We start from the raw sequence: 18,124 nt of genomic DNA, 5'->3' as shown, positions 1-18,124 counted from the left end.
CCGCGAAGCAGCGTTATGGTGCTGAGAGCATCGTCTATTCGATGATTACCGGAATTTCCTCGAGTCCACGCAAGAGAAGGTGTGGCATATACTCCAGATCATCCGCATTGCATCCAAGCCTGAAGTTGTTGCTGTTCTCTAGCAGGATCTCCCAGGCAACGATCATTTCCAGTTTGGAAAGATGCTGGCCAATACAGACGTGTGAACCAAACCCAAAGGCGATGTGGCGATTCACGTTCTTACGGGTTATATCGAACCGCATTGGGTTTTCAAACATGTCTTCATCGTGGTTCGATGAGAAGTATTTCAGCAACACCATACTGTCTTTCGGAATGACGGTACCGCCCAGGTTGTAGTCCTCCTTCACAACGCGCCACATGTTGGATGTTGGCGAAGCGATACGGAGTGATTCTTCAACCAGATTGGGAATCAGAGAACGATCTTCCCGGATCAGTCTCTGCTGGTCCGGATTCAGGCATAGCTGGCGCATACCTTCGGCGAGCGTTGCCGTGGTTGTTTCGTTGCCAGCTACCAGGAACTGGGTGCAGTGGGACAGTTGTTCCTCGATGGTGAGGGGTCGCCCCTCGTAAGTCGCGTGGGCGATCAGGCTCAGTAGGTCATCGCGAGGGTTCGCGCGGCGCTCGTCGAGTGCCTGAACAAACCAGTCATATTCATCCTTGAGTCCGGCATGGGCGGCCAGCAGGGTTTCTTTATCGCCCAGCTTGGAGAAAACGGTGACATTATCAACGGTCCATTTGAACGCCAGATCACGCATTTCCAGAGGCATGCCCAGCACATGCATTATGACGGACAGCGGCAATGTCCGGGTGAACTTCTCTACAAAGTTGAAAGCTTCACCCCTGGGGAGGTCTGCAACCAGTTTGCTGGCGAATTCCGTAATCCACGGGCGATATTTGGCCAGGTTCTTGGCGAGGAAGAAATCCTTTAATTCATCTCGATAAATCTTGTGTTGGGGGTCGTCGATGGTGAGCAGAGTGCCTTTGCCCAGATCGTAGGTGTTCGACATCGCTGCAGCGATATCCGGATCAATCGACTCATCGGCGCCTTTTGCAAGGGCAAAATCATTGGTAAATACCTTCGGGTTCCTGTGTGCTTCCCGAACCAGTTCATAGGTGGAGACGACATAGACACCCGAAGTGGGATCCTGATATACGGGCGCATTCTCACGAAGTGTCTTATCGTAATGATACGGGCATTTGAGAGTTTCATTATCAAGCAGTGACATACCGTCCAATGCTTGTTTCTCTTCCAGGGTTGCTTCGGTCATATCGGCTCTCCTTAATAATTCTTCTAATAATGCGCGATACAAATAAAACAGTCAACACTGACTGTTTGTTTTTTTGACCACCTTAAATTGATCGTCTGGGGCCGTATACAGCGGCTTATTCCGGGCGGGCGGGGCGGGATGGTGTGGGGTGGGGGAAGCCCGCCCCATGCTAGAGTGTTTCACTCGCAAGAGGGGCGGTCGTCATGATGGGCTCTGGTTAAGTGTCTATTTTTTCTGCAGCAACCCCGGTTCATTGCTGTGGAAGTCTGTCTGCAGCTGGCTGGTGGTGATACCGGCATCAATTACCAGTGTATGCCCGGTAACATAGCGCGCCTCATCGCTCAGCAAATAGAGTATGCCATCGGCGATATCATCGGGCATGCAGGCAATGCCCAATGGTGACGCCGCCTTTATCGCTTCAGTGATAAGCGCTGTGTCGCCGTCCGTCAGAGCTGCGGTCAGAGGCGTAACAGTGCCACCCGGTGCTACCGTATTTACGCGTATCCCGTTTGCACTGAGTTCACTGGCGGCTGATTTGGTCAAGCCTATAACGGCGTGCTTGGCCATGGTATAGCAATGTGGCCCGAGGCCTCCCATCAAGCCTGCAGAACTGGTGACGGATACGATCGCGCCCTTGCCATGCTCTTTCATGACTTTTGCAGCATTCTTGATCCCGAGGAAAACCGAGCGTGAAAGGATGGACATGGTGTGGTCAAAGGCGTCGCTGGTTGTTTCTGTAATCGACCCGACTGCCCCAATGATTCCCGCGTTATTGACCATGCCAGTCAGTGGGCCAAAGGCTTCTTCGGCGGATACTATCGCCGCAATGATGTCTGCTTCTTGTGTGACATCGGTTTTTCGAAAAAGCGCGTTGGACCCCAATTCTCTGGCGAGTTCTTCGCCCCTATCTTGCTGGATATCGGCAATAACGGCGCTGCCACCTTCCCTGATGATTGCTCTGACCGTTGCCTCGCCAATACCGCTGGCACCGCCGGTGACCACCACACACTGTCCTTTTAGTCTGTCCATTTCTTCCTCGGTATGGGCTTGCTATGTAAAATATTGGAGCGACAGTGAGTGGATTTCAAACCACATATTCGGATCACGCTTCAGCCAGTTGCTCCGCTTGCAAATTCGAGTCTAAGTGATGCTCGCGCTTGTGAAAAGTGATGTGCAGTTCCTTCATGCCACGCAGCACTACATTAGGCCAATAGGTGAGATCCGATTTTTCCATATCTATCGCGAAGTCCGTGAGTCGGGATAGCAAAGCTTCGAACGCAACATTCATCTCCTTGCGCGCAAGCATCGCACCGGGACAGTAGTGAATACCCTGACCAAAGGCGATGTGATCGTCGGCATTACCCCGATCGACATCTATCGCGTTCGGATCCTGAAACAAGGCCCGGTCCCTGTTGGCGGCATGGTACCGCAACATCAGCAGGGAGCCTTGCGGTATCCTTACACCGTGTACCTCACTGTCTTTCTTGACCACGCGCCACATACCGGCACTGGGGGATTCCATTCTCAGAATTTCCTCCACTGCATTGGGAATCTTGCCCGGATCTTCCTGGAGCGCTCGCAGCTGTTCCGGGTTTTGGATCAGGCTGACCATGCCACCGGTTATCGCGGAGGTTGTGGTTTCGTTACCTGCGACCATCAGCTGTTGCAGAAGGCTTTGCAGCTCCTCCATATTGAGTGGGCGGGTTTCGCCATTGTCCGGGTCCACAATCGTTGTGGATACCAGGTCGCTGATCATGTCGTCCCGCGGATGCTCTCTTCGCTCGGCAATCATATCGGCAAAATAAAACTGGAAGGCGACAATATTTTCCGCATCTTCGACCTGTTCTTCCGGCGTCGCCAGCTGGCTCAGCCGGCGCGCGAACGAGTCCGACCAGCGTTTGAAGTCTTTCAGGTCCTTTCTTGGTACGCCCAATTGGTCGGCGATCACATAGACGGGCAGGGGCGTAGTGAACTCGCGGATAAAGTCGCACTTGCCGTTGTCGATGAAACTGTCGATCAGCTCATGGACAATCGTCCTCATGTAGGATTCCATCGCATTGACACGTTTGGCATTGAATACCTTGTTGACGAGGGTCCGGTAGGCCCGGTGTCGGGGGGGATCTGCCGTAATCATGGTGTCGACCGGCTGCCATGCCCTGGCATAGATTGCAGTTACCTCAGGGGCTGGCTCCGGGCCCTTCAGCAACTCATTAAAGTTATTCGAATAGGTTTCTGTATCCTTCAGTAACTGTTTGACGTCAGCGTGGCGGGAAACCATAAATATATTGGTGTCAGGGAGCTGGTATACGGGGGCCTGCTCCTGGAGCGTTCTATAGAATTCGTAGGGGCAGTTTAAGGTTTCTTCATTGAAAAAATCGAAGTCTGCAGGGCACTTTTTCATGATCTTCTCCCGGATCTTAAGTTTTCTTGCCGGACCGAGGTAAGTAGGATGTACCTACTGAATTGCTAAAGTTCGCCGTTGATATACTTGTCAATCGTCTGGTGGAAATGTCGTATCCTGACTTCGTGGTAGTTCGCCAGAATGAGTTCCCCGGATTCAACATTTTCCATGCCTTTCTGCACCATCGGCATGTTCACAAGGTCCTGATCAAAGATGGTGCCGAGGCTCTCGCCAAGTTCCGGTGCTTCTGAAAACAGTTCATTTTCTCCCAGGCGGCGTACTGGCGTGTCCTTCGGGCGTTCGCCATTCGAAGGTAGCTGACACAAGACGATGATCTCCATCAGCGCCGTCGTATGGTCATTCCCGTTCGGGCGGAAACGATAGGTAATATTGGGATGGAATCCGGCCCAGGGAGCGAAGTTCGGGAAAATGGAGTACAGGATCGAATCCATACGCTCGCTGTTGGTGGCGAAGCTGGCCAGTTCCCGGTCGTGGTTTCCGCTGAACTCCTGTGAGTTGAGGTGGGCGATGTACTCGCGGGCTGTCATCCCTTCGGGCACTCTTGCGCCGTTCTGTCCAGCGACCATGGCAGAGACCCCGAGCATGTTATCCACCACATCCTGGTCCGTCAGGGCCTTCAGATGATGGCTGGGAACACCCAGTGCCGTAATGGTGCGACTGATATGATCGCCCCACACATCGTATTGTGAATCGGCATCGGCGGTGTAAGGGAGGATCTGCGGATGGGTCGCGACCGCATGGTAGGACTCGATAAACGCTTCCCATCCGACTTTCCAGTTGCAGGGAATAACCTTTTCCACGTGAATCATTTTGTAGGCATTCTCAGGCTTCCAGCGCTCGAAGTGACTGGGTAAAATTCCAAGGTAGTCACTCAGGGGTTGTGCATCCCTGTCCATGTTGATGAAGACCCAGCCGCCCCAGGTGCCAACTTTGACTTCCGGTAACGAAATTTCCTCTTCGTTGATGTGCTGGAAGTCCCACTTGCACGGCGCGCCTTTAAAGCCCCCGTCGAGACTCCAGGTGAACGCATGGTAGGGGCAGCGCAAGTCCTTGTAATTACCATTCTTGTCTACAAGTTGTCTGCCCCGGTGCAGGCAGGCATTCCTGAACGCTTTCAGCTCGCCCTGTTCGGTGCGCGTGACAATCACGGACATGTTCACGATGTCATAGACAAAGGTGTCTCCCGGCTCACAGACTTCGGTTTCCCGGCATACGGCCTGCCAGGTGCGCTTCCAGACATGTTCTACCTCCAGCTGGTGAAACTCACGCGACAGGTAGCGATCTACGGAAATATTTTCAGAGCCCAGGTAGGGATTGGTATTGTCTCTCAGGCAATCCGGCACCGGGTTTACCTCCTTGTCCAGTAGCTCCTGGTAAGAGGTGCCGGGGGACCTGGCGGCGATTTGCTCAGCGGTCAGCGTGGTGACTTCTGTGTCCATGGTCTTGTCCTTATTGTATTGGTGCTTGCCTGGATGTCTCTGGTGCAAAGAAGCATTGGTGATAGCTATGCGCGCTGCTCAGTCTCGAGCGGTGATCTCAACGGATACTAGCAATTGAGCATTAAAAAGACAGGACGTCCGGTTTCTTTTTGAGGTAAAAATGATCTAGGTCAAGTGAGCAGGAGCGGTAGGCTCGGAATAGGGCAGAAGGTTGCGATAGGGCGGATGGCCGCGATGGGGCCTGTTTGGAGGAGAGGTCTTTTTTTTGTGTCAGTGACGGTGCCAGGCAATTATGCCCTGGCACCGTCATTCGCACAGCATGTTGCTGGGAATACTAATTCATGCGCCAGCGGCGATGGCCGCATTCGTCATGTCGCGCATGATGGCGCCGTCAAACTTTATTGATTTTTCCGGTACAACTTCGATGATGATGCGCTCTTCAGTGTCCAAAAATTGAACAAATTGTTCAGGGGTTGGGGCGGGATTGTTGGAGTGCCGCGCGAAGTCGGGGTAGAACCAGTCTTTGGTTTCCTGGTCGGTATGCAAAATGGCGTAACCCTTGAAAGTAATCGACTGGCTGACATCAATATCCGTGCCCGCACTCGAAATCACTACGCTGCACCGGTTGTCCCGGGCCAGGGCTTTCATGCGCGCCCGCTGTGAGGTTGCGGTACACCAGATTCGGCCCTTGCGCCAGATATAGCTCATGGTAACCCCCAGTCCGTGGCCGTCTTTATTGGTCCAAATGAAGGTAAGTTCATTCTGCTTCAGCAGCAGCTCTTTTTCTTTCTCTTCGGTCAGCCCATACATGGTCACGTCATCATAATTTTTTACGTGATCTTCACTCATTATTATTCTCCTTATAAGGCGATTAATTTTTTCTGCTTGCGCTACATCGTACCCCTGGCAAATAGATATTCCGAAGTTACCTGCATCCCACTTCGGGTGCCTGACCTTACTGTACCAGACTTCCCGTAAAGCGACCCCTTCTCAATTGCCGGCCTTACAAAACGGGACTATGGCGATCACTCTGCGCGGCGGCGCCTGCGGTTGTATCTACGGGAGGCACGCTGTTGATATGGGCCGTAACGGGAATTTATCGAATAAAACCCAAAAAAACAGTACAGAATGATTTTTTTATTTGGTATGGTCTGGAGTAGAGGGTTCTTGCCTGTGGCTGTTCGCTAGAAACTTTCTCCCGCGGCGGATATTGCCTGTAGGGAAAATTCAATGAAATCAAAAAGATAGCGGGGCTTGGGTTTGTTTGCCGCTGTCGGTAGCTGGGATCCAGGCAATCACGGCTTTGGTGAGCGGGCCATTTTCGACACCCGGAGTAGAAAAGGTAGGCTCACGGGAAGTGTTCCAGGGGCCTGTCCTGGAGTTACTAGGCGTGGACGGCCCGGAGCAAAATATGGTACTGCTAGACGGGTGTGTAACTGAGGTTAATCAGTATTTTAGTGTTTGATTAAATTTGCTCGGGAAATGCTTATGGGACGTGTTGAAAATAAAGTTGCAATTATAACGGGTGCGGCATCCGGTCTGGGCCTGGCGACGGCAAAGCGCCTCGCCGAAGAGGGTGCAAAAGTGATTATGGCGGATATCAACGCTGAGTCCGGTCCCGCAGAGGCGGCGAAAATTGAAGGGGCCGTTTTTGTTAAGCACGATGTCACCAGCGAACAGGCCTGGGAGGCTCTGGTCGATAATGTAGTGTCTGATTACGGTACGCTCGATATCCTGTTGAACTGTGCTGGTATCGTCCAGTTAGCCAGCATCGAAGATACGTCGGAAGAGCTGTGGAGAAAAATTAACGCTGTAGGCACCGATGGAACCTTTTTTGGTTGCAAACATGCCTTGCGAGTAATGAAGCAGCAGGCCAGTGGTTCGATCATCAATATGTGCTCGACTGCCAGTATCCAGGGCGGACCGAACATCTTCGCCTACGCCGCATCCAAGAGTGCGATCCGCGGCATGACCAAGTCCATCGCCTGCCTGAGCACGCAGCAGGGTTATGGTGTGCGCTGCAACTCTGTGCACCCCGGCAACATGTCTACGCCTATGCTGGACGCCATGTACAACATTGTTCTGGAGTATGATCCGGAGACAGCGGCAGAAATGGACAAAATGTGGGTGGGGAATCCTGTGGATGTTGCCAATATGGTGCTTTTCCTCGCATCTGACGAATCTGTATCGGTAAACGGTGCGGCAATGGTGGTCGATAATACGGCCACAATTACAGAGGGGGCTGTCCCCAGGCATGGCTGATACTGCGGGATTGCTAGCGTCGGCAGCGCCATTCTAAAAAATGGGGATGGCGGTTTGGGTGGTGGTTAATGACAAAAAGGGGCGTGATAAAAATGTCTAAAATGGATTTTTTACAGTTGGAGTCCGACTTCAGGGCCAGCTATAACGCATATGCCGAGGGACTGGATAGCAAGGACTGGGCGAAAGTCCGCACCTGTTTTGCAGATGATGTTTATCTGGATTACGGCCCCATTATTGATCCGACGGGCTCCCCGGACAGGCCCAGGTCAGCAGATGAATGGGTGAAGCAATTGCACCTGAATATTGGTGGCTTTGACCTGACCAGGCATACGATCACCAATCACCGCGTGAGTGTCGAAGGTGATTCTTTCAGCTGTAAGGCCTATTTGATTGCCGATCATATAATGTTCAAGGACCCGGCAATGCCTATTACCGGGCCCGATGATGTTGCCACCGTGATCGGTGAATATACCAATCACTACAGGCAGGTTAGTGGCGAGTGGAAAATTTTCCGCTCCAGGCTTGATATTCATTGGTCTACCGGAAACATCGATTTGTTCGCAGAAGCGCTCAAACGGGTAACAAAACTGGAAGAGCCGGTAATTTAAGATTCTGATTTTGTGGTGCGGGGCGGAAAACTGCCTGCCCGGATTTACATGCAGGCATGAATAACCTCGTTCAATTTTCTTCAAGTTGAGGCAGAGGGAGAGATGGCTACACGACCTGAAATGGACCTGGGACGTTTTCCGTATTTGCAGGGAAACTACGCACCGGTGCTGGAAGAGTCCACGTTTGATGAGGGTGAAGGTGGGCTCCGCGTTGAGGGGAAAGTGCCGGAGAATATTACCGGTGCATTTATGCGCAATGGGCCCAATGTCGCCTGGCAGCCAGAGCATTACGTCTACCCGGTAGATGGAGATGGCATGATCCACGCGGTCTATTTCAAGGACGGCCGTGTGCACTACCGCAATCGCTGGGTGCGGACAAAATCTTTTCAGGTAGAAGAGAAGCTGCAACGTGCTTGCTGGGGCAGTCACGGCAAACCGCATCCGGTTGATCCTGAAGCAATCGCTGCGGGCGGTTCTCCAAACCCGATGAAGAACCCGGCCAATACCAGTGTACTTTTTCATGGGGACAAACTCTTCGCACTGTTCGAGGCGGGGTTCCCTCATGTAATGGACAGCGATCTTTCAACTGTTGGTGAGTACGACTATGAGGGCCTGCTGCAGCCGGGTGACGGCCTGACGGCACACCCCAAGATTTGCGGGAGAACCGGTGACCTGGTTTCGAATACCCAGAGGTTTGCCGAGCCCTATCTCACGCTGCAAATTTTCGACAAGACCGGACGCCACAAGCGTTCTATCCCCGTGTACGGCATGCACAGGCGGGCGATGATCCATGATATCCAGATTTGTGGTGATTACATCGTTGGCTTCTTCGCGCCAGCTTTCCCGGATATTGAGGCTGCAATGAAGGGGGAAAACCCGTTCCTATGGCAGGGGGAAAGGCCGACCCGGATTTTTGCCGTGCATCGCGATGGCGGTGAACCGATCTGGTTCGAAGCGCCCACTTTTTTTAGCTGGCATTTCTGCAACGGATTCCAGAGCGGCAACAAGTTATATGTCGACTATGTCTGGATGAACAGCATGCCCATTTCCAATGAGCTGGGAACCGGGGTCGAGTCGCAGATGCGCAACATGCATCGTCTGGTGCTGGATCTGAAGACGGGTTCAGTGACCAATGACAAAGTAGGAACAACCTATTGCGAGTTTTCCCGCGCAGATGAAAGGCGCTGCGGGCAGCGTTACCGCTATGGTTTTGCTGCCGCCGCGACCCAGACCTGGGAAGATAGCCAGAATCATGGTTACAACGCCACCATTGCCTACGATATGGAAAATGGCAAATCACAGGTGTGGGATTACGGAGAGGGATCAAACGCTGGAGAGCCGGTGCACATCCCCAATCCGGACAGTGAAAAAGAAGAAGACGGCTACCTTATGTGTTACGTCTACAACCCGGAAGAGGGCGCCTATCTCTCTATCCTCAGTGCCGGACACGTGGACCGTGGGCCGCTGGCCAAGATTCATATTCCGGCAAGAGTTCCAAATGGTTTCCATGCAAATTGGATGAACGGTATGACGCTTTAGATTGCGTCTGCTTGTTCGTCGGATATCGGTGCATTCCATTGTGGATAGGCAAAAAATAAAGTGGAGGGAGTTATGAGTGAAAAAGAGCGTGGTGGGTGCCTGTGCGGTGGTTTTAGTTACCAATTCGATAGGAGTCATGTTGTCTCCGCAATGCATTGTCATTGCAAGGACTGCCAGAAGACCACGGGTAGCGGCAAGGCTACAATTGTGCTCGTCCCCACCGCTGCGCTTGAGACAGAGGGCGAACTGAAAACCTATACCGTAACCGGTTCCGAAGGTGCACATGTTTCCCGTGGTTTTTGCCCGAATTGCGGGTCCCAGGTGCTCAGCCATGTAGAGGAGCTGCCAACCATGCGCATGGTTAAGGCGGGCTCGCTGGACGATACCAGCTGGCTCAAGGTGGAATCCAGCTGCTGGGGGAGCGCGGCCTCGCCCTGGTCGCCGGCGGATACCAGCGGCCATGTTTTTGAGTGCAACCCGGAGCTGCAATAGCGCTACTCGAATCTGTACGCCAGTGCAAGCATTAATGCACTGGTGATAAATCCGATAAAAATCAGTGTGTTACAAGTCTCTCTGGCTCGGCAAATGCCCGGCCAGAGAGACCGCTTGTCCGTCACTTGACCAGTCAAAACTTTCCTAAAAAAAGCGGAATTCCCTGTTGCAAGCAGGAGATTCTTAACTATATGATAAACAGTATGTCCTGATTGTTTTGTTGTAGGGCTTTACAATTGTCCGGAGAGAAAAACAGAATTCCGGTCGATCCAAGATAATAAAACCCGGTGGGATAAGTGCCCGTGGTTTTTGGCCTGAAGTAGGTTGCCAGCCGGTCCTCAAAGCGCATCTATGGAGAGAGCTATGATAAAAATAAATAAGATAACGGCTGGTATGATTGTGGCGGGTGCGGTTTCCGCAGTGCCTTCGGTCAGCTTCGCTCAGGACGAGGTCATCGGCCTGGAAGAAATTACCGTTACCGCGCGGAAGCGCGCGGAATCCCTGCAGGATGTTGCCCTTTCGGTTACCGCAATCTCGGCGCAACTGGATAATGCTGCGGTCAAGAGCCTGCAAGATGTCAACAATTACGCGCCCAATGTGAATTTTGACTTCGGCCCCGCAAGCGCCAACGGTGCGGTCATCTCGATTCGCGGTATTAGCCACCAGGACCCTGACAAAAGCATGGAAGCACCGGTTGGTGTAATCCTGGATGGGGTGTTCATGGGGACTACCGCCGGGCAGTTGATGGATAGTTTCGACCTGGAGCGTATCGAAGTGCTTCGCGGCCCGCAGGGCACGCTGTATGGCAAGAATACTACCGGTGGCGCGCTCAATGTGGTTCGCTCCAAGCCCACCAAAGAGCTGGGTTCGAAAATCCAGGTGAACATGGGGGATTTCGGCTTACTCGAAACCAAGGCCGTAGTGAACACGCCCCTTTCAGAGATTGGCGGCCTTAAGCTTTCCGTTAATAAGGTCCAGTCGGACGGTTACATCAAGAACACCACGACCGGGAAAGACGCCGGCGGCAAGGATTCCCTGCAGCTGGGCGCAGCCGTTGCCTTTGATGTGAGCGAAAATTTCGACATCTTGCTGAGCTATGACCGCATTGATGATGATTCCGAGCGCGGCGCCTTTGCCAACTTCAATGCTGATGACAGTCTCGCATGTCTGGTCAGTGTGGGTGGCCTGGTCATTCCCGGTATCGTCAATATTCCGGCCGATCCGACCAACCCACCCCTTGGATCCGGATGTATGAGCCTGGACCAGGGCAGCGATGAAGACCATGTTTCCACCAATGGTCCGAATGAAGGGGCGATTCAGAATGACCTGATTGCCCTGACCATGAACTGGGCAGTTGGTGACTGGCAGTTGACCTCTGTCACCGCTCATCAGGATCGGGAAGAAGAGTACGACTACGAATGGGATTCCAGCGCTGTAAGTTTGCTGAATGTGAAGGGTGGGCATGAGTACACCCAGTTCAGTCAGGAACTGCGGATCAACGGCCAGTTCAATGAGGACGTAAACCTCACAGCCGGTGTGTATTATTTCGAATCCGATGCTCGTCAGCACCAGGTCAGTTACGATATGTGGTACTACATCTTTGCTGATGTACCTGGACTGAATGCGCTGCCGCATGGCGATATCAGTGCAAATCTGGACGGTTTCGTGACAAGTGAAGCCAGTGCGGTGTTTGCCAGCATGGATTGGGCGCTGACTGATGACCTCTCCCTGAACCTCGGCGGTCGCTATACATGGGAGGAGAAAACCTTTGAGGGTGGTGCCGGCGGTTGGGACTCCCAGCTTTTCGGTGCAAATATTATCCCACCTGGGCCTACTCGTAAGCTCAAGGATGATTGGAAGGAGTTTTCTCCTAAAGTCGCGCTGCAATACAATATTAGCGATGACGTAATGACGTTTGCGTCATTTGCCAAAGGCTTCAAGAGCGGAGGCTTCTTTGCCCGCACCCAGAATGTGGAAGCAATCGCCTCTTTTGATCCGGAATACGTGGATACCTTTGAAGTAGGCATGAAGAGCGAGTGGATGGACAACCGCGTTCGCTTCAATGCTACCGCTTTCATGACGGATTACACCGACAAGCAGGAGGAGATCCTGGTGCCGGCAGAAGGTGGTCAGGTCAATACTATCGTTCGCAATGCTGGCGATGTGGAAATTTCCGGCCTGGAGCTCGAGATGCAAGCGGCAATTACCAGTGAATTGAGCTTCTACATGATGGCCGGCCTGTTGGACGCTGAATACAAGGAGTTTTTCGCCGATGTTGATGGTGAAGTTTTCCCTGGTGAAGGATCTATTCCAACGGATAATACCTACCTGTCGCTGCGCAATACTCCTGATACCACAATCGGTGCGGGTTTTGATTACTATCGCCAGACTACTCTGGGTGAGTTCTCCATCAACTACAGTTACCGTTGGTCGGACGAGTATGAGAGCGAGTTCTTTAACGATCCGCGCGGCCACGTAGATGCCATGGGAATGCACAACGCCAGTGTGAATCTTACGATTGACGAAAATTATCGTGTCAGCCTTTACGGTCGCAACCTGACAGATGAGCGCTATGCCCGTCTCGTCAAGATCGGCGGGCTTTCCCAGATGGGAATGTACAACCCGCCGCGCACCTATGGTGTGCAGTTTACTGCTGAGTTCTAATCGATTAGTGCCCGCGTAAGCGGGCCTTCTCTCAAAAGTTCGTTGCTGCTGTTGCTCCCGTGAAAGCGGGGGCTTTTTTTGTGTGCGCAGGGAAAATGTTTTCTGCGACTCTGATCCCCGATTGAAAAGTACTGGCGGGATTTTTCACATTTCAAAGAAAAGTCGGTTGCAGCCCGCAGAGTTCCGCATTTATTATAAACCGTATGTCCTGATTGTTTTTGTGGGGCAGAACCGGGTCAGCCGATTACCTACATAAGTACGAAAACGTGCGCGGCAGGTGTATGTGTTGCCTTACGGGGAACCGCCATGGAACGGTGCTTTAACTTAAAAAATGGTTGGCTCGCATCAAAAATCGATGGAGAGACCAATGATAAAAATAAACAAGATCAGCGCTGGAATGGCGGCTGCTGGCATGGCCTGTACTATTTCCTCCCTTCCGCAGGTCGCATTTTCCCAGGATGAAACCGTCGCGCTGGAGGAGATTACCGTTACCGCGCGCAAGAAGGCGGAATCGCTCCAGGATGTGCCCGTCTCCGTAACTGCTATTTCTGCCCAGCTGGACAATCCTACGGTGCAGAACCTGCAGGATATGCAGAACTACGTACCCAATGTCTCCATCGACCGTATTCCCGGTAACAACGGTGCTTCCATCTCTATTCGCGGTATCAGTTTCCAGGAAACCGATAAGAGCCTCGATCCACCTGCTGGTGTGATCCTTGACGGCGTGTACCTGGGTGTTGCGGCTGGTGCACTGCTGAACAATTTCGATCTGGAAAGGGTGGAAGTGCTGCGCGGCCCACAGGGCACACTGTTTGGTAAGAACACAACCGCTGGTGCGATCAATGTAATCCGTACTGCGCCCACCAAGCAATTTGATGCAAAGATTCGTGTCGGTGCTGGCGATTGGGGCAAGCGTGAAATCAATGCCGTGGTCAATGCGCCTCTCGGTGAAAGTGGTGGCGTGAAGTTCTATGCGAACCGCCTGGAGCACGACGGCTATATTGAAAACAACATCATTGGCGAAGATCTGGGTGATGTCGATTATGAGCAACTTGGCGCCATGGTTGCTTTCGACCTCACTGAAAATCTTGATGTGGCATTGACACTCGAGCGGATTAATGACGATTCGGAGGTCGGCGCCTGGTCCAATTTCAGTCGGACCACGGATAGTATCGCCTGCTGGTCTACGCTTGGCGGTGCTGTGCCGGGTATTACTACCGCGAATGTGCCGTTCGGCTCTGGTTGCATGGAGTTTGACGATGAAAGCGGGGAAGGCAAGAGTTCGGTAAATGAGCCGAACAGCTCCGAAGTCACCAATGACTATCGCAACCTGACCGTAAACTGGGCGCTGGGAGACTGGCAACTAACTGCGGTAACCGGCTATGTTGATCGAGAAGAAGACTTTCGTGTCGAGTACGATGCAAACCGCAATCCGTTCGTACACGTGGATGCGGCTCACCGCTATTCGCAAACCAGTCAGGAATTTCGTGTAAGTGGTCCGCTGAATGATAAAGCGACCATGACATCCGGTATTTACTATTGGAGTTCTGATTACTGGCAGACCCAAACTTCATACGACATGTGGTACTTCTTTGGTGTTGGGTTTGGTCCTGAGGGCGGTTTCAATGAGGGTGATATCTCTCAGGGCCTGACTGGCGAAGGTGACAACACCGCATACTCCCTGTTTGCCAGTGTCGACTGGGAGTTGACAGACGATCTGCTTCTCAATCTTGGTGGACGCTACACGCAGGAAGAAAAAACCTTTACAGGTGGTAGCGGCCCGTTCACTTATGTGCCCCTCGGGATCGACATTGTTCCTTCCGGGCCAGTCAATAAGCTCAAAGACGATTGGACCGAGTTTTCTCCGAAGATCGCCCTGCAATACACCGTTGATGGCGACCTGATGGTTTTCGGTTCTTACGCAAAAGGCTTCAAGAGCGGTGGTTTCTTCGCTCGTACCCAGGACGTATATGGTATGGAGTCCTACGATCCAGAATACGTGGATACGCTGGAGCTGGGCATGAAAAGCGAGTGGTTTGATAATCGCGTTCGTTTTAATGCAACAGCGTTCTTCAGTGAATATACCGATAAGCAGGAAGACGTGATTGTTCCGGACTCCACCGGGTCCGTTGGAACTGTAGTTCGCAACGCTGCGGATGTTGATATTCAGGGGCTAGAGATTGAGCTTACCGCAGCCGTAACTGCAAACCTGAATGTCTTCATGAATCTTGGTTTGCTGGACACCGAGTACAAGGACTTTATGGCCGATATTTCCGGTGATGGCATTGCCACGGACAATTCCGGGCTTGTAATCCGAAACGCACCGGAGCGTACACTTGGCATCGGTGCGGACTACGTCAAGCAGCTTACCTTTGGCGAATTCTCTGCGAACTATAATTATCGCTGGCGCGATGAATACCAGACTATCTTTGGTAATGATCCGCTGGGCCTGGTGGATACCACAGCGTTCCACAACCTGAGCCTTAACCTGAATATCGAAGATAAATACGAAGTCAGTATTTATGGTCGAAACCTCACCGACGAGCGCTATGCGCGCGTGATCCTGATACCACCTGTCTCGAATTTTGGCCAGTATACACCGCCAAGGCATTACGGCGTTTCGTTTACAGCCAACTTCTGAGGCAATCTGGTTTTCTAGAGTTTTTACGGCAGTCTGCTCCCGCGAAATCGGGAGCAGTTTTTAGTAAATCAACAAAGGTAGTTAAAGATGATTAGTTCAACATAGAAAATCCAAATGAGGGATGTGAATAATGATAAGAACACATACGCCTATATTGGGTGCCGCTCTCGCCACGCTATTTGCGATGACGACCCATTCCCAACCTTTACCCGGATACCAATCCTACAATGGTGTGACCAATGACGTAGGCCCGGATCTCGCCACTGTCATTGAATACGATGCCACCAAGGCAGCCTGTGACCAATACCAATCCGACCTTGACCAGTACCTGATTGATAACGATGCCACCCTGAGTCAGCTCAGTGATATCGAGGATAACCTCGGCGTTATGTCGGATCGCGAGCAATATATCGTCGACAACTTCGTAGATGTTTATGATGAGGCCACCGTCCTGAGGTGCGGTAAGTACCTGTATTTTTACGGCCACTTCGATACGACTGGTGCTCCGAAAGTGATGTTTAACTGGATGCTGCAGTATTTCGATGATTTCTTTGGGCCGGGCATGTCCAAATTCGGAATGTACGAAGATCCGAATCCTATTGCCACTATTCCCGCCCCTGCTTCTGACCCGAGTATTGGTCCCCGCCAACTGCCGGTCGGTATCGCCCATAGTAGTGGCGATTTCGGAACCTGGGATCCGGTAACGCAGCCTAACGGTGGGCCTATCGAAGTGTATTCCTTTACCTGTAGTGCCTGTCACTTCAAGAAAATGACTGATGGCAACTACGCGGTGGGTATCGGAAACACCGAATACGACTACGCGAAAATGACAGGCGCGCAGGCACAACTGCCTCTGTCAGTGATTTTCGGTTTGCCTGCCGAAGCGCACGACCCGGATGGACTGCTCGGGACGCTGGCAGACGCGATCGCTGTGTCTGACCAGAAGTACGGTCTGAACGCTGCGAGAGACGCATTCCTCGATGGCCCTGATAGTGTCAATGGGGTTATCGAGGCTGGCTCTCAGCCTGACGAACTTACTTCAATACAGTTCACCGCTGAGGAGCAAAAGCGGTTTTGGGCAACCTGGAGCGGTGTGTTGGACTTCCTGATTCGGCCGATGCAGGACGATGGTGTTCATTCCAACACGCGAATCATGAATACCAACGGTATTCCGATTGACGAGGTTGTGCACAAGCAACACGGCTTACAGCAACGCCAGGGCCTGAGCTGGAATGGCGGGGCCTATGACCTGATTCAGTTTGTCCGTGGCTTTATTACTATCACCCCGAGTGATCCGGAGGTTCCGGAAAATCGCGAGGAATATAACTACTGGGTGAAAGAGTATCGCTATATGCCATTGGTGCGGTATATCGAATCCCTGGATGAACCAGATCTGCCGATAGACAGGGTCTTTGACGCTGCCGCAGCAAAACGTGGCGAAGCGATTTTTGATCACAACTGCACCAGCTGTCACAACGGCCCTGGCGGAGAGACCAGTCGTCCCTACGATCACGCGGAAGTCGGCGTTGAAACTTCCCACGCGGACATCATGGCTCCGTTTTGGGATCCCACAGCGTTCGGCGGCGCCGGTGGTTGGGAAAACGGGATTTCTGTGGTTGCAGAACGATTCCCGGCGGGTGTGACCGGCGAGGTTACCCGGCAGGTAAAGGCGCCGCGTTTTATCGCCATGTGGGATAACGACAGGTTGCTGCACAATGGCGCTGTTGGTGGCCTGGAAGAACTGCTCACCTGCACCAGTGAGCGGAGCAGCTACGCGGAGGTGATCCCTTACGTAGATGAGGCAACCGGAGCCACGGTTATCCCAACCCTGGAAGAGCACTTTGCGGACAACCCCTTCTTCGACAACAAGGGGCATGAATTCGGCTGTTCTTTCAGTGCGCAGGATAAGGCGGATTTGATTGCGTTTATCGAAACCTTCAGGACGAGCCGTGATGTGGGCAACCGCTATAACGGCCAGTGGGATTCAGTTTGTCATCCAAAAAATAACGGCGGCTCCCAGGTTATCAACCTGACGTTTACCAATGGTAAGCGGATGGATCTGCTGGCCAAGCACTACTCCGATGATAATTGCCAGGTATATGACACGGGCCTGGTGAAGAACCCAAGTCATGGTCTTTCCTGGGAAATGGAAGTCGGTTCTGAGTTCATCAACTCCCGCGGTTATCTTTCCCATAACGTCACCTACACCAAGCCGGATGGCACTATCGCGGAAGATGTAATTGCCATCGAGGGTGATCAGCTTGCCAATGCGGAAGAGGGCGATCCGGAACCCAGAGGGTTGTTTGTTCGTGAGCGGACTGATTACCCGGGGCTGAATGGCCTTTGGCTCAACGACTACTGCACGGCTGAAAATACCCGGGAATTACTGTCGATTCGTGACGGTGTTCGGGTGAACAAGACCGTCACTTACAACGCGCCGGGTTGTACCGGCGGCGTGTTGAGTATGGTGAATGACAGTGCCTGGAGCTTCGAGGATCCAAAGTGGACCCTGGTGGGTACTCACGATACCTGGAGTCAGTCGTCGCCCAAATACAATATGGTATTGAAGATGCAGTCGCTTGAGGGCGCTGGCAACTGGACTCAATGGGTCAACGTTACCGAAACCACACTGCATGCGATGTTCAATAACTACTTTGCGGCCAGTGTCAATGGTAACGGGGAGCATTATACCCGGGTCTATAACATCAATACTGCAGAGTAATGTCTGACTTTTAACTATTGATGTAAGCGAGGCGGGAAGCGATAGCT

The 18,124-nt window shown here is 52.4% G+C and carries 12 protein-coding genes; 7 read left to right on the top strand and 5 right to left on the bottom strand.

What is annotated here, in order from left to right:
* Positions 1-34: 34 nt before the first annotated feature.
* From QSJ80_RS13490 to QSJ80_RS13470, 5 genes are all read right to left on the bottom strand, one after another.
* Positions 35-1,288: a cytochrome P450 gene (locus QSJ80_RS13490; protein WP_285764996.1), complete on the bottom strand. Its 1,254-nt coding sequence runs from the start codon at positions 1,286-1,288 to the stop codon at positions 35-37.
* A 225-nt stretch (positions 1,289-1,513) separates the two neighbouring features.
* On the bottom strand, positions 1,514-2,293 hold the full coding sequence (locus QSJ80_RS13485; RefSeq protein ID WP_285764995.1) for an SDR family oxidoreductase: 780 nt from the start codon (positions 2,291-2,293) through the stop codon (positions 1,514-1,516).
* Positions 2,294-2,390: 97 nt separating this feature from the next.
* Entirely contained in the window at positions 2,391-3,689 is a 1,299-nt protein-coding gene (locus QSJ80_RS13480; protein WP_285764994.1) for a cytochrome P450, read from the bottom strand.
* Positions 3,690-3,754: 65 nt separating this feature from the next.
* Complete coding sequence (locus tag QSJ80_RS13475) at positions 3,755-5,149, bottom strand: aromatic ring-hydroxylating oxygenase subunit alpha (protein ID WP_285764993.1); 1,395 nt, start codon at positions 5,147-5,149, stop codon at positions 3,755-3,757.
* Between the two features lie 339 nt (positions 5,150-5,488).
* Positions 5,489-5,998, bottom strand: a complete 510-nt coding sequence (locus tag QSJ80_RS13470) for a pyridoxamine 5'-phosphate oxidase family protein (RefSeq protein ID WP_285764992.1) — start codon at positions 5,996-5,998, stop codon at positions 5,489-5,491.
* Positions 5,999-6,637: 639 nt separating this feature from the next.
* Between QSJ80_RS13470 and QSJ80_RS13465 the strand changes: the two genes are divergently transcribed.
* The 7 genes from QSJ80_RS13465 (at position 6,638) to QSJ80_RS13435 (ending at position 18,077) form a co-directional block, all read left to right on the top strand.
* A complete protein-coding gene (locus QSJ80_RS13465; RefSeq protein ID WP_285764991.1) occupies positions 6,638-7,411 on the top strand; it encodes an SDR family oxidoreductase in 774 nt (257 codons plus the stop codon).
* A gap of 92 nt (positions 7,412-7,503) precedes the next feature.
* The gene (locus tag QSJ80_RS13460) at positions 7,504-8,019 is read left to right on the top strand and encodes a nuclear transport factor 2 family protein (protein WP_285764990.1); all 516 of its coding nucleotides are present in this window, start codon (positions 7,504-7,506) and stop codon (positions 8,017-8,019) included.
* Positions 8,020-8,121: 102 nt separating this feature from the next.
* Positions 8,122-9,558 carry a carotenoid oxygenase family protein gene (locus QSJ80_RS13455; protein WP_285764989.1) on the top strand — a complete coding sequence of 479 codons (1,437 nt, stop codon included), beginning with the start codon at positions 8,122-8,124 and terminating at the stop codon, positions 9,556-9,558.
* Positions 9,559-9,630: 72 nt separating this feature from the next.
* Complete coding sequence (locus QSJ80_RS13450) at positions 9,631-10,050, top strand: GFA family protein (protein WP_285764988.1); 420 nt, start codon at positions 9,631-9,633, stop codon at positions 10,048-10,050.
* Positions 10,051-10,413: 363 nt separating this feature from the next.
* Positions 10,414-12,714 (top strand): TonB-dependent receptor, encoded by a 2,301-nt coding sequence (locus QSJ80_RS13445; protein WP_285764987.1) that lies wholly within the window; start codon positions 10,414-10,416, stop codon positions 12,712-12,714.
* A 367-nt stretch (positions 12,715-13,081) separates the two neighbouring features.
* On the top strand, positions 13,082-15,355 hold the full coding sequence (locus QSJ80_RS13440) for a TonB-dependent receptor (protein ID WP_285764986.1): 2,274 nt from the start codon (positions 13,082-13,084) through the stop codon (positions 15,353-15,355).
* 184 nt (positions 15,356-15,539) lie between these two features.
* On the top strand, positions 15,540-18,077 hold the full coding sequence (locus QSJ80_RS13435) for a hypothetical protein (RefSeq protein WP_285764985.1): 2,538 nt from the start codon (positions 15,540-15,542) through the stop codon (positions 18,075-18,077).
* Positions 18,078-18,124 lie beyond the last annotated feature (47 nt).

This window comes from Biformimicrobium ophioploci (genome assembly GCF_030270605.1).
Lineage (GTDB): Bacteria > Pseudomonadota > Gammaproteobacteria > Pseudomonadales > Cellvibrionaceae > Biformimicrobium > Biformimicrobium ophioploci.
The sequence above is the reverse complement of the archived record's forward strand: the minus strand, read 5'-3'. Positions and strand labels throughout refer to the sequence as shown.

Bases quoted from the DNA above. Each gene is read 5' to 3' on its own strand.
- QSJ80_RS13490 (WP_285764996.1), bottom strand. From the start codon at position 1,288: ATGACCGAAGCAACCCTGGAAGAGAAACAAGCATTGGACGGTATGTCA.
- QSJ80_RS13480 (WP_285764994.1), bottom strand. From the start codon at position 3,689: ATGAAAAAGTGCCCTGCAGACTTCGATTTTTTCAATGAAGAAACCTTA.
- QSJ80_RS13475 (WP_285764993.1), bottom strand. From the start codon at position 5,149: ATGGACACAGAAGTCACCACGCTGACCGCTGAGCAAATCGCCGCCAGG.
- QSJ80_RS13470 (WP_285764992.1), bottom strand. From the start codon at position 5,998: ATGAGTGAAGATCACGTAAAAAATTATGATGACGTGACCATGTATGGG.
- QSJ80_RS13465 (WP_285764991.1), top strand. From the start codon at position 6,638: ATGGGACGTGTTGAAAATAAAGTTGCAATTATAACGGGTGCGGCATCC.
- QSJ80_RS13460 (WP_285764990.1), top strand. From the start codon at position 7,504: ATGTCTAAAATGGATTTTTTACAGTTGGAGTCCGACTTCAGGGCCAGC.
- QSJ80_RS13455 (WP_285764989.1), top strand. From the start codon at position 8,122: ATGGCTACACGACCTGAAATGGACCTGGGACGTTTTCCGTATTTGCAG.
- QSJ80_RS13450 (WP_285764988.1), top strand. From the start codon at position 9,631: ATGAGTGAAAAAGAGCGTGGTGGGTGCCTGTGCGGTGGTTTTAGTTAC.
- QSJ80_RS13445 (WP_285764987.1), top strand. From the start codon at position 10,414: ATGATAAAAATAAATAAGATAACGGCTGGTATGATTGTGGCGGGTGCG.
- QSJ80_RS13440 (WP_285764986.1), top strand. From the start codon at position 13,082: ATGATAAAAATAAACAAGATCAGCGCTGGAATGGCGGCTGCTGGCATG.
- QSJ80_RS13435 (WP_285764985.1), top strand. From the start codon at position 15,540: ATGACGACCCATTCCCAACCTTTACCCGGATACCAATCCTACAATGGT.